The sequence below is a fragment of the Persicitalea jodogahamensis genome, from assembly GCF_014651615.1.
GTDB lineage: Bacteria > Bacteroidota > Bacteroidia > Cytophagales > Spirosomataceae > Persicitalea > Persicitalea jodogahamensis.
In genome coordinates this window covers 126,689-139,590 of sequence record NZ_BMXF01000007.1, presented here as the reverse complement: position 1 = coordinate 139,590, position 12,902 = coordinate 126,689, and the positions used below count along the sequence as shown (strand labels likewise).

At 47.8% G+C, this 12,902-nt stretch carries 11 protein-coding genes; 7 read left to right on the top strand and 4 right to left on the bottom strand.

Annotation, left to right across the window (positions count from 1 at the left end):
• Positions 1-3: 3 nt before the first annotated feature.
• Positions 4-1,611: a RagB/SusD family nutrient uptake outer membrane protein gene (locus IE117_RS24305; protein WP_189568342.1), complete on the top strand. Its 1,608-nt coding sequence runs from the start codon at positions 4-6 to the stop codon at positions 1,609-1,611.
• A gap of 260 nt (positions 1,612-1,871) precedes the next feature.
• On the opposite strand, the gene IE117_RS24300 is transcribed toward IE117_RS24305, so the two are convergent.
• The gene (locus IE117_RS24300) at positions 1,872-2,906 is read right to left on the bottom strand and encodes a LacI family DNA-binding transcriptional regulator (protein ID WP_189568340.1); all 1,035 of its coding nucleotides are present in this window, start codon (positions 2,904-2,906) and stop codon (positions 1,872-1,874) included.
• A gap of 193 nt (positions 2,907-3,099) precedes the next feature.
• Between IE117_RS24300 and IE117_RS24295 the strand changes: the two genes are divergently transcribed.
• The 5 genes from IE117_RS24295 to IE117_RS24275 all read left to right on the top strand — a co-directional run bounded on the left by IE117_RS24295 (position 3,100) and on the right by IE117_RS24275 (position 9,552).
• Positions 3,100-6,147, top strand: a complete 3,048-nt coding sequence (locus IE117_RS24295) for a discoidin domain-containing protein (protein ID WP_189568338.1) — start codon at positions 3,100-3,102, stop codon at positions 6,145-6,147.
• Positions 6,148-6,228: 81 nt separating this feature from the next.
• Positions 6,229-7,680, top strand: a complete 1,452-nt coding sequence (locus IE117_RS24290; protein WP_229581410.1) for a right-handed parallel beta-helix repeat-containing protein — start codon at positions 6,229-6,231, stop codon at positions 7,678-7,680.
• A gap of 563 nt (positions 7,681-8,243) precedes the next feature.
• Complete coding sequence (locus IE117_RS24285; protein ID WP_189568334.1) at positions 8,244-8,816, top strand: antitoxin Xre-like helix-turn-helix domain-containing protein; 573 nt, start codon at positions 8,244-8,246, stop codon at positions 8,814-8,816.
• The gene (locus IE117_RS24280) at positions 8,817-9,293 is read left to right on the top strand and encodes an RES family NAD+ phosphorylase (protein ID WP_189568332.1); all 477 of its coding nucleotides are present in this window, start codon (positions 8,817-8,819) and stop codon (positions 9,291-9,293) included.
• Positions 9,294-9,414: 121 nt separating this feature from the next.
• Positions 9,415-9,552 (top strand): LytTR family DNA-binding domain-containing protein, encoded by a 138-nt coding sequence (locus IE117_RS24275; RefSeq protein ID WP_189568331.1) that lies wholly within the window; start codon positions 9,415-9,417, stop codon positions 9,550-9,552.
• A 500-nt stretch (positions 9,553-10,052) separates the two neighbouring features.
• Here IE117_RS24275 and IE117_RS24270 read toward each other — a convergent pair whose 3' ends face one another.
• The 3 genes from IE117_RS24270 to IE117_RS24260 are packed head-to-tail and all read right to left on the bottom strand — an operon-like array spanning position 10,053 to position 10,978.
• On the bottom strand, positions 10,053-10,355 hold the full coding sequence (locus tag IE117_RS24270) for a hypothetical protein (protein WP_189568330.1): 303 nt from the start codon (positions 10,353-10,355) through the stop codon (positions 10,053-10,055).
• Between the two features lie 17 nt (positions 10,356-10,372).
• Positions 10,373-10,672 (bottom strand): HigA family addiction module antitoxin, encoded by a 300-nt coding sequence (locus IE117_RS24265; protein WP_189568329.1) that lies wholly within the window; start codon positions 10,670-10,672, stop codon positions 10,373-10,375.
• A gap of 15 nt (positions 10,673-10,687) precedes the next feature.
• Positions 10,688-10,978 carry a type II toxin-antitoxin system RelE/ParE family toxin gene (locus IE117_RS24260; protein WP_189568328.1) on the bottom strand — a complete coding sequence of 97 codons (291 nt, stop codon included), beginning with the start codon at positions 10,976-10,978 and terminating at the stop codon, positions 10,688-10,690.
• 232 nt (positions 10,979-11,210) lie between these two features.
• Between IE117_RS24260 and IE117_RS24255 the strand changes: the two genes are divergently transcribed.
• Complete coding sequence (locus IE117_RS24255) at positions 11,211-12,854, top strand: SusC/RagA family TonB-linked outer membrane protein (RefSeq protein ID WP_189568327.1); 1,644 nt, start codon at positions 11,211-11,213, stop codon at positions 12,852-12,854.
• Positions 12,855-12,902: the final 48 nt, after the last annotated feature.

The following is a 12,902-nucleotide window of genomic DNA, read 5'->3' as shown; positions in this document are numbered from 1 at the left end:
TTTATGAAAAATTCAATTATAAAATCTGCGTTATTTCTGGTTCTCGTCATTTTTTCGACCTCCTGTGGTGATGACTTTCTGGACGAGAACCCACGGGACTCGCTTTTTGGAAATACGTTGTTTGTGAACCGGGACGGTTTGCAGCAGGGCTTAAATGCCGTGTACGCATTGGCGAGACAGGAACGTATCGAACGGGCCGGGGCATCGCACGAAGCTTCGGTAATGTGGAAAACAGGTACCGACGTAGCGTGGGGAAACTACACCTACGCAAGTCTGCGAGCATTTGATATTTACGGAGCGAACCTCACGCCCGCAGACGGCACTATGAACTCCATTTTTAACTGGTTATACGATGTGGTCAATGCGTCGAACACCATTATTTCGAGATCAGAATCCGCTAATATTGATTGGCAGGGAGGGAGTGAAGCACAGAATCTGGCTAATAAGAACCTGATCGTGGCTCAAGCTCGTCTGTTACGGGCATGGGCTTACCGGCATCTGACGGGAAGCTGGGGCGATGTACCGTTGAGTCTGGAGGAAATCGACGGCAACACTTTCAGAACGTATTGGGAACGCACACCGGTGGCAACTATCCAACTGGAAATGGAAAAAGACTGGCTGTTTGCCGAAGCAAATTTGCCGGATAATTACGGAAACCCATCGGTTTTGAGCAAAGCAGTGGCCCAGCATTATCTGGCAGAATTGTATCTGACCATGGGCGGTGCCGAAAATTTCGCAAAAGCTGAGCAGAAAGCCGAAGCAGTCATAAATAACCCAAATTTCAAACTGATCACTAAGCGGTTCGGCTCACAGTCGTCGCAACCGGGTGTACCATTCATGGATCAGTTTGGCGAGCAGAATGCTCTCCCGACGCAGGGAAATACCGAAACGCTTTGGTCGTTCCTGAATGCCGCCGACGTAACCGGTACCGAAGACATAGCCATGCGGAGAACGTGGGTAAACCGGTATTACAACCTCACCCAAGATGACAGATGGGCATTCAGCGTGTATGGCGGTCGTGGTCTGGGCCGTACCATGCACACCCTGTACGTGGAAGGTCTTTATGAGAAAAAAGATGACCGCTACAGTAAATTTGCGTTAAGTAAATATTACCTGAAAGCAGAAGGCGGTGATACCGTCTTCACTAAGGTTCCAACCTTTGCGAATTGGAAAGTCAACGATGCCTACTGGCCGGCCACAAAGAAATGGGATTCGTATCCCGATCTGGAACGAGTGGACAATAGTGGACAATACAATAACATGCCGTACCTGAGGTTGGCTGAGACCTACCTTTTGGCGGCAGAAGCAGAGTTCAGGCTGAATAAATTGGATGAAGCCAAAGACCATATCAATGCCGTCAGGGTGAGATCAAACGCTACTCCAATCACGGCTGCAGACGTAACGGTTGATTATATTCTGGATGAGCGGGCCCGTGAATTACTTTCGGAAGAGCACCGACGATACACCCTGAATCGATTTGGCTTGCTTGTCAGCCGGACTAAGAAATACAATAAGTTCTCCGAAATTGAAGAGAAAAATAAGCTTTACCCGTTGCCTCAGGACTTTATTGATTCCAATGCGGGGCCAACGAAGCAGAATCCGGGTTGGTGAGAAAGGGCTTTCTTTCCATAGCCCAGTATTATTTTTTGGAATGCGTTGTAGTGAATCCCGACTTTTCTTAGTCAGTGGGTTGGTCAACCTCTATCAGGTTAAGCTGCATAGGCTGGGTTTACTGCCGACGGGAAGAAGTACCATTGCCTATTTACACAACTATCCATCCCGTGTTTTTGGGGAACTCAAAGTAAATGATCATCGGAACTAGCGGGCCTGGATTAAGATATACAGGGGCTGGTTTTAAGCAACTTAGATTATTATTCAGTCAACAACCGGTTAGAAGAATCCCGGATTATCAAACGGGGCTTAATGTGGATCTGTTTGTGAACCTGCATGGACCAGTTTTTATCGCCGATAATGTCAAGCATCAATTTAGCGGCATTTACGCCCATTTCCTGCGGATATTGTTCAATGGATGTCAGCGTTGGTTGGATCAATTCAGAAAATGTATCGTTGGAGTAGCCAATTACGCCGACTTCCTGTGGTATCTGGATGCCCAACTTTTTAAGGGTTTGGATCACGCCAAGTGCGATCGTGTCGCTGGTACAAAAAACAGCGTCCGGTTTATCTTTCGCTTTGAATAGAATCTCGGCGGAGTGTTGCGCCTGCTCTTTCGTTTGAATATTTTCAATGATCCAGTTGTGATTCAGGGTTAGTCCCAGGGAACTCAGTGCTTCCAAATACCCTTTCATTCGGTTTTTGTACACGTAAATGTGCGTCGGGCTGGAAAAGATCGCAATTTTTCGGAAGCCCATAGCGTGCAGATGTTCGATAGCCTGAACTGTTATTTTAGTGTCGTCATTGACCACAGAATCAACATTCAGTAACTCCGCAATCCGATCAAACATGACCAACGGTATATTCTGACTGATAATATTAGAAAGATGAGCGGTTTTTTTTGTTTCGTTGGATAAGGACAAAATGATGCCCGAAACCTGACTCGCTTTTAAGGCGGCAATGCTTTGCACCTCTTTTTTGTAATCTTCATTCGAGCAAGAAATGATCAGATTATACCCGGCGGGATACGTAACGCTTTCGATGCCAAATATACAATTTGACATGAACGTACTGTTAATGCGGGGTAGGATTACACCAATTGAATTCACTTTACCCCTTCGCAAACTTGCCGCCACGTTGTTCGGGGAATAATTCAGCTCCGCGGCGACTTTCCTAACTTTGAGTTTTGTCCTCTCACTGATGCTGTGGTGGCCATTTAATGCCCGTGAAACCGTTGACGTTGACACATTCAGTTTTCGGGCCACATCAACAATAGTATTTTTCTTCTTTTCCATATCGGCCATCATTTATCAAATAACGTCAGTTTTTATGCAAATTTTAACGCAAACGATTGTTTGAATCCATTTTTCGATTATATTAATTCATAGGTACGTAATCAAATAGCCATTTACTAATCCCTATTCATAATTCATATCCACCAAACATTGTAGGACTTCCACATACATCTTTTTTCAACCAAAAACCCACATGAAACTAAAACTTGCCCTTGCTCGCTCCTTTGTAGCCTTTGCCCTAATACTGGCTTCATTAACAAGCGGTTATTCACAGGAGAAGAAAGTGAATCTTGCGCTGAATGCCGAAGTGCTGGCTAGTTCAGAAGCACCGGGGTATCCGGCGAAAAACATCGCTGATGGTAAAATCACCCGGGAATCCAAATGGATGAGTGCTACCAACAAAGCCCCGCATGTGGTAGAGTTGGATTTCGAAAAATATTGCAATGTAAGTGAAATACGATTTAGCAGCGGTATTCCGGACCATGAGCGAACGGTTACGGAACGAAACCAGGCCACTGGCTTTTTTTCCGTCAAAAACTTCAAAATTCAGTATTGGGATGATGCCAACTGGACGGATTTTCCGAAGGCAGTGGTATTGGAAAACCGGCAAACTACCGTTGTTTTCAAATTTACGAATCCAATTAGTACTTACAAAATACGCATGGTGGCGGATGATGGCGAGAAAATCAGTGTCATGGAAATAGAAGTCATCGGCTCAGTTTCGGAAGATATGCCGCTGCCTCCAAAGGTAGAATCGGACATCGAAGAGAAAGCAGAAATCGCGGGAGATCAAGACGCTACGCTGAAAGTCACAAACAAGGTGGTTGGTAAGACTTTTAAATACGTCGGGTACAATCAGGGTTATTTTCTGCCGGGTTATAACGTTTCGGGTTGGTTGGAATATTCAGGCGTGAACAGTATCCGCATTTGGCCCAATTTAAATACCTATGCGCCGGTAAGTGCCGTTCAGGTGGATGAAGGCGTTACAACGGTTGCGGAATTTGATAAACGGAAAGCAGATTTACGTACAAATCCGGAAAGTAGTAAATACATAAAATGGGATAGCTTAATGCCCATTTATGCAACACCTGACTTTTCTTCCAATAACACCATGGAGTTCGATTACGCCATTACCGAATCAAAACGTTTGGGAATCGAACCGGTCTTGCAGATAAACTCGAGGGATTTTGACAGTACTTGGAGCAACAAGTGGCAACAGTGGCAACGCTTCTATTCACTCGCTTACCACGCCGCGAAGAAAGCGGACGTCACGATGTTTGCCATGCAAAACGAACCCAACCACCGGCACTCAGGCCCCATGAAATTGGATCAGTGGATCGGCGGGATGCAGATTGTCTCAGATGCCGTTCACTCGGCTATTGAAGATGTTAACACCAACTACGGAAAGAATCTGAAGGCGAAATTCGTTGGCCCGGTAACGGCTGGTCAAAACACCGATTGGTGGGCTACCATTGCCAAGAACATCCGGACAGATTATCACGGGAAGACGGTGGATCACGATTTGATCGATATTTTCTCCACTCACTCATATAATTCTCCGGCTGCTGGCTACTCCACCCGGGTGAATAATATTCGAAAGCTATTGAAAGAGAATCACCCCGAAAACCAGGCTATTCCTATAGTTTTTACCGAAATCGGGCGTTGGATGAACGCATATTTGATCGATAAAGAAGAAACCATGGATTCGCCGTCATTATTTACGGAATGGGCGGGTATTTACGCCAGTAATATGAACAACGGGGCTTACGGAATGTGGGCGTTTAAGTTTGTTACCAATGTAAGCGATGCATATCCACGGGGCATAAAATCCGGTCACCACTATACGTGGCCGGGAACACGGTTTGTGGAAGATGCTCACGTAAACTTGGCGAAGGGAGCCAAAGTCAAGAGTTCCTCCGGTGCGTCAAAAGCGAAGCGAATTACCGACGGGAGTAAATCGGATGCATCGGCCTGGACTTCGGATGCCACCGACAAGCAAACGTGGTTGGAAATTGACCTTGGAAAACCCACTGAATTGGGCAGTGCCATAATTTACACGGGTTCTGAAGGGGGCGTTTTTACGGCACCTGACCGTGTCAGGAACTTTAGGCTCGAGTACTGGACTGGATCTCAATGGCAGGAGATTCCCGGAACCAGCCAAAAGGATAATAAGTACGCTCAGGTTTATTTGCCTTTTAAAGAGCCAGTCACTACGTCAAAGGTGAGGTTTTCGTCAGAGGACGAAGGTGCTTTGAAAGTGCGTGAAATCAAATTATTAGATAAGGATGCTGTGCCGGACAAGTCGCCTGATTACAATATTTCGGGCATTCAACGCACCGGCGAAGTAGTCCGGCTTTTTGCCAAAGGGTTTAAGGATGAACGGGATTTATTGGAAGTTAACCGCTCAAATGACGATAATGGATTGGACACCTACGTTTCGCTGGACAAGAACACCAATACTTATTACATGTGGTTGGTGCAACGCGGTAGTTTCGCCTACCATTTGGATATGGATCTGTCGGAGTTGGATCTTGAAACGGGCACCCCTATAATCGGAGAAACAGTTGATGAGCACACCCACGGCGAAGTTTCCACAATAAGGCAACTCGCTGCCGATAAAAAAATCAAGTTGACCCTTCCGCCGCAAAGCGTCACTTTATTGAGCATTCCGCAGGGCAACTTAACTAAAACGCTTGTTTCGGCGAACGCGGATGCGTACGTTACGGGCGGCACCGGCAGAACTAAAAATCACAGCGGCGGAAAAGATTTGCGGGTAAGTTTGAATGCTGCTAATCCTGATCAGAACGCGGTTAGCTATGTTGGCTTTAAAATCCCGCAGGATCAAAGTAAAATCAAAAAAGTGCTTCTGACCGTTTCGGGAAAAGTCGATAAGGGTGACAAACCGTTCAGGTTGCACGTTTACGCTGTTCCGTCGGAGAAAATTAGTAAAAAAGTCATCGACTGGAATAACGCCCCCTATCTGGATGAGCATGAAGCCCTCATTGAAGACGTGGGAGGAGCCGTGAAAGTGGCGGGCGAACTTGCTTTTTCAACTATCGAAAAAGCGCGCCATTTGGACGTAACCGATATCGTTAAAAAGAATGCTACGGAAGACATCACTTTCATTCTGGTACGGGAAACCCGCCAACTGGGTGATGACGAAGACAAAGGTCGGACGCTGGTTATCAAATCAAGAGAAGCTGGCGATGCCCCGAGACTGGAAATTTGGAGCAATAAATAGTACCAACATACCTACAAATTCATGGAATATAAAGATGGAAATTACCTATTGTCTATAGTTTGGTTTGCGACCCTTTTTTTCTTGACCTCCTGCGCTAAAAATCTTGTACGTACAAAGACCTATTACATCAGCAACCAGACCGAGTTCGATAAATATTCCGGCACCGAATTCTCTGCGGGCTCCACCGTTCTATTTGCCCAAGGAGCCGAATTTGAGGGACAGTTTGTAGTTAAGGGAAGCGGTTCGGCGGAAAACCCTAACCTAATTGCCGCTTACAACCCCACTAACAAAACTATTCTGAGGGAATGGACTGAAAACAAACCGGTCATCAATGGTTTGGGTAAAACAGAGGCTCCCATCTATTTATACAATGGTCAGTACTGGGAAATTAACAACCTTGAAGTGACCAATACGAACGGTTCTGATGAAGACCAGGGGCTATTGAAAGGCATTTACATAGTTGCCGAAGGCAAGGGAACGGTGAATAACCTGACGATCAAAAACTGCTACATCCACGATGTGAACGGTAAAGTTGGGGGAAAATTACGGGGTGGCATTCACGTGCATGTCCTGGGAAATAAAGTTAAAACGAAATTCAACCAACTCCTCATTGAGAACAACGTGGTTCGGGACGTGGGTGGCGTTGGTATCGGTAATCAGTCGAGTTGGGGCGCCATTTCAACCGAAACGTATTTTCCATGGACCGAATTTGTGATAAGAGGTAATTTTATTGAGCGAACCGGGCGTAATTCCATAATAGTAAGATATGCTCTCAACCCGGTCGTCGAATACAATATTTCCGCCGAAAGCAGTCGGTTTGATACCGGACATAGCATTTTTAATTTTAATACCGTCGGTTGCATCGTTCAGTATAATGAAGCTTATGGCAACACAGGGAATGCGGATGAGATCGATCACGGCGGCTTCGACGCAGACTATAATTCGACAGGCACAGTCATTCAGTATAATTACAGCCACGACAATAACTGGTTTTGCGGGATAATGCGACGCGGCATCAATTCGGACGTTACAATCCGGTACAATATCAGCCAAAATGAATTGATGGGAGCTTACCTGTACGGCTTTCCGGCTGAAAGAGGACTAAAAGATGTAAAAATTTATAACAACGTCCATTATTTCGGTAAAGGCAAGGGCAATCGGGTATTTGTCTCGGGAGGGAAAGTGAGAAATCCGATCGAAACGGCCTTTAAAAACAATATTTTTTACTTCGAAGACGCGGCAGAATGGGGCTTTGAACCAGAAAGTTCCTGTGTATTTGAAAACAATCTTTTTTACAACCTTCCCCAAAAGGGAGACAATGGTTTGACTGCGAACCCTTTGTTTGTCAATCCAGGAAAGGTCGGCGCGCACGTGAATATGCGTGACCCTGAACTATTTGACGGTTATCGGCTGCAGGGGAAATCCCCCGCCATCGACGCCGGAACCAGGATTCAAAGGAATGGCGGGAAAGATTTTAGCGGTAAACCCTTATATAAAAAATTACCGGACATCGGCGCCTTTGAGAATGAGTGAACTGGAACACCTCAACGTTTTTTAGTAAAGGTTTGGGACTGCTCCCATTATATTTTACCGGTGAGTAGTTTGCCCCAAGCCATGTACCGAGTGTATGCCCTTTCGGGAGGCATACCAAAAATCCAGTCAGACGGGAACCAGAGGTTCTTCAACGTGGAATCGAAGCGCTCATGCTTCGGTATTCTGCCTTGACCGACAAAGGTTAAGCTGGCTTCGGTGCTTTCTGAGTACTGTGGCCTTGACCCACGTATGGGGGGACGCTCGCGCAGTCGAAAAAGAGAGTTTCTTGTGGACACTGGTGGACGTTTACTGGCTATTGAGGTGTATGTGGCGAAAAAAAATGACTGGCTAGCCTTGTTGTCCATGGTAGGCGCCGCCCATTTTTACAATGTAGTCATGGGGATATTTTTGAGAAGGAGCTCATTGACCGCTCGTAGGGAGCGTTTTTCCCATGGAACGATCACGGTGGGTGAAGTTTTGCGCAACTGAATTGACTGGCAAACCACTCTTTGAAAGACGAATATGAAATATTTCAGGTATATTCGTGCAAAACTTCTTGAAACATGGCTTCACCACTTGACATCAACTCCGCGTCGGGTTGGGGATTCCCCACCCACGATCTTATTCTGCAGGCCCGCCGTAAGCTGCCCCGCAACCAGGTCGACCGGATCGCGATTCTGGGGGGGCTGACCAAAAAAGAGATGGCCCGCATCCTGGGAGTCACCGAACGTAACCTGTACAACCAGCACCATGGTGATTTGTCCGTACCCCTTTCCGAACGACTGCTGCTCCTGGAGAAGCTGTTTCAGCACGGGCTGGCCGTTTTCGATGGCAGGCGGGAAGCTTTCTTCCAGTGGCTGCGCGCGCCCCTGGCCGAGTTGGCTACGCCCGAAGTGGGCTTTGCGGCTCCCTCTACTCCGTACAGTAGCCCACCCATTCGGGAAATGGGCACCAAGGATTCCCCGCCTGATCTAACCAACGCGGCTGCCGCCCGTCGCACCCGGCTGCAACAGCGACCGGCTGCGGCTACCCAACCGCCGTCCTATCCCACCCCCCTGTCCCTGTTGGACACCATCACCGGATACAAGCTGGTCGATAATGTTTTCATTCGCATGGAGGCGGGTGTGTTCAGTTAGATGAAACTTTACCGTATTCTCAAAGAACCTTACTGGCAGGACCCGCTTTCGGTGGTGGGGGCTGAAATTGCCGGGGGCCGCTGGAACCCACCGGGCCAGGGTATTCTCTACACGGCAAGCTCACCCGAATTGGCGCTTCTGGAAACGCTGGTTCACTTTCCCCATGTACCCTACGATCAGCTGCCCCGTCTGCGGGTTTTCACCCTTGAAATACCCGAGGGTGAAATCCGGTGGATCTATCCCGAGTTGCTGCCCGACGAGTGGGCCGAGCCGACTGCCCTGCCACTTACCCAGCGCATTTTCAGCGAGTGGCTGCATGAGCCCCTGGACTTGGGCCTGGGAGTTCCCTCGGCCGTGGTCGACATCTCCTACAATGTTTTGCTGCATCCCCGACACGCGCTCTATCCTACGATCGAAGTGATTGGGCAGCAGGATCTCATTCTGGATCAGCGCCTGTGGAATATTTCCAAGAAATGAGATGAATGATGGCGTGTGTTGGGGAGACATTCCAGGAAGGAATAATGAACAAAATCATTGACGCACCCCTGGCAAATGCAGGCGGGGAGATAGTCGACATCCGTTTTTTCTCAGCCTGGATATGGTTCTGATCGAACTGCAGAACCGGCTTGATCCCGACCGTTTTTTTGCCAACCGCTACAACATCGTCAACCTAAGCTATCTTAAAGGCCTATCCTACCGGTACAATGGCAAATACATCGTAGCGTCGGCATGGTGAAATAGTGGACCCTTTCCTGACCAATTTGTTGCATATATTCAGCGAGGTTGACTATAAGCACCGGGGTTGCGGCAGCCCCCCGGTCTTTTCGACGCCCACCCTTACTTCCAGATTGACTTTATAAGGGTTGGCGCCCGGTCCAAACTATGAGCGTCCGGAAAGTGACCGGGTTGAAAGCGCGGGGGGCCTGGGGGCTTCCCGGTTTTGTGTTTTTGGAAAATTTAACCAGCTTTTGAGTGCAGTGTAACTGAACTATACCAGTAAGCTAAGGCGATGATAGCCGTTCATCAAAGGGGTAAAGATGACAGGAAATTGCTCCTGATAAATTGCTTTTATGTCTTCCACTGATGTCAGGCCCAGAGCGGCAACCGCAAGCCTCACCTTGGGGATCAACTCCCGATTGAAATCAAAGCCGCCATTAGCGGAATGAACAGGAACCATTACTCCTTCCTGAAAAACAATCGGCTCTGTTTGTAATTCTATGTCTGAGTGGATTTTAATTATCCGATAAAGAAATCATTGGCGACTGCCTTTTGATATTCTTGCTGGTATTCTTGCTCACTTATTGGAATCCCCACCTCATACGTGCACCAGGTTCCCGTCAGGTTAAAAGGCTTCCAGGGGTTGGCAGGATCGTAGGGGTGGTTGTGCTCAATCGATACAATAGGCTGATCATTGAGGAAATTTATGACCTCTTGGTAAACGTCCCTGGTTTTGCCATCGCCGCCAAAAACCTTATAGTAGTGAAAAATCTCACCTCCCTGGTGCCTTTTGAAAAAGGCTATTTCCGTCGATTTACACATGATCGAGCAAGGTCAGCTTAAACCAATTCAAATTTCTTGATGTGCACGCGGTTCCGCTCGAACTCCTGTTCGGCCTTTCTAAGGTCATACCCTCTTTGCATCCTCAACCAGAAGTCCGCCTTTCCGCCGAAAGCCTTGGATATCCGGATTGCCATATTGGGCGTGATCGCTCCCTTCTGGTTGACAATCTTCGAAAGCGTTAGCCGGGAAACCTGCAGGATTTCCGCCGCGCTGCCCAGACTCAGGCGGGCCGGAGCCAGAATGTCCTCTTTGAGTATACTGCCGGGGTGTACGTTGATGCTGCTGTGTCTTTTCATAATCGCATATAAGAGTTAGTGATAATCAATAAAGTCCAGATCAAAGGCAGTGTGGTCGGTGTTGTTGAATTTGAAAATGATGCGCCAGTTCCCTGAAATGCCCATGGCCCAAAAATCCTTTAAATTCCCCTTGAGCGGGTGGGGGCGCAAGAAGATCAAATCCTGCAAGTCGTCCGGCACCAGTTCCAATTCATCGATAATGGATAAGACCCGTTCTATTTTGGGTACCATCGAGGCAGGCAGCTTGCTGCGGTCGCCCTTCGTCCAGAACAGTTTGAGCCCTTTGTGCTGAATGGAAATAATCATCAGTCGACCTTTTTTATATACTGCAAATATACAGTATATAAAAATATAAAAATCGATCTGGAATTAATTCTCATCAGTCAAGCGCTTGGCCACCGTACTGCCTATGCCCCCCCACCAGCCAAGATGAGTGAAAGCAAAGTTTTTCAAAAAAAAATCATAAAAAACCGGGAAAGGTGCATACAATGCCCGTTTGACGGGTGATTGTAATAATTTACTAAATATCCTTTTGACAATGAAAAGACCTCTCCCCTTACTTCTCCCACTAGTCCTGCTCTTCCTTTTGATTAGCGCTTGGGATGTCAAGGCGCAAGTGACAATGGCCACCAATTGGCAGAAACCTAAAATCCAAAACAGTATCCAGGAAAATGCCAACAGCGTAGCCCTTTTCCTCCACAGGCTGGAATTGGTACACAAAGTGAATTTTGTGTACCAGAAGGAACTGGTCGAGGGGAAGCAAATGCCCTTTTCTGTCAATGAAAACGATCAGGTGGAAAGTATCCTGAAGCGCCTGCTGCCTCCCCTCAATTTGAGGTACAAGAAATTAAAGGGAGGAGGCTACACTATACTTCCCTCACAGAAGGCCAAAAGCGCTTCGGTGGATGCATTGGAGCCCAGAATAAGGGAAGGTCAGAAAACAACAATTGAGCTGTTGGATGGCAGGCCCGGCCAGCCACTGCTTTCCAATTTGCTACCCACCCTGGTCAGCATACAGGTGACGGGACACGTGCTTGACGAAACCACCAGCGAAGCCTTGCCGGGCGTAAGTGTACTCCTTAGGGGTACCCAAAGCGGCGTGACTACCGATGCGAACGGCAGGTTCACAATCTCGGTACCGGACAAAAATGCCGTCCTCGTTTTTAGTTACGTCGGCTTTGTAAAACAGGAGGTTACGGTCGGCAACACTACTTCATTGAACATTCAGTTAAAGGCCGATACCAAGTCCCTGGAAGAAGTGGTGGTGGTGGGTTTTGGCACCCAGAAAAAAATCAACGCGACGGGGGCGATTGCCAGCATGGGTACCAAGGAGCTGGTGCAATCGCCGGTGGCCAACGTCAGTAACTCGCTGGTGGGCCGGCTGCCGGGCCTGTTTGCCACACAGGGAGGGGGCGAACCCGGTAACGATGCGTCCAAACTGAGGATCCGGGGGGTGGGTACCTTCTCGGGCAATACCGATCCGCTCACGATGGTGGACGGAATTCAGATCGACAACATCAATAACATCGACCCTAACGAGATCGAATCCGTTACCATCCTTAAGGACGCCTCTTCCACGGCTGTTTATGGGATAAGGGGTGCCAACGGGGTGGTGATCATCACTACCAAGCGGGGAAAGTCGGGGCCACCAAAAATCAGCTACACCTTCAACCAGGGGTTCAATTCATTCACGGATAAGCGTGAAATGATGAACAGTGCCGACTATGCCACTAATTTTAACGAGGCCATCCGGGCGGACACCTATGTAAATGGGAACGTATACGTACCTAGGTACACGCCCGAGGACATCGAGTTGTACCGCAACGGTACGGATCCCATTTTTTACCCCAGCGTGGATTGGGCAGCGGAGATGTTCAAAAAGGTCTCGACCCAATCACAGCACAACGTCAACATCAGTGGTGGGCAAAACAAGGTGAAGTACTTCGTGTCAGCGGGGTTTTTTAATCAGGAAGGGCTATTCAAGGATACCCAGGATCTGGTGGATGGCTTCTCCCCCCAATCCACCTACCGGCGGTACAATGTCCGGTCTAATTTTAATTTTGAACTCACGAAACGTTTGAAAATGTCGCTCGACCTTTCCTCCCAAACGGAAATAAGGAGTGGAAACAACGGCTCGAGTACCGAACGGGTCCTAGTACATCCGTTCCTTTCTTCCAGTTAGCATTTTTGACTACTTTTTTTCCAACAGGAATTCCAATGGCCGCTTAAT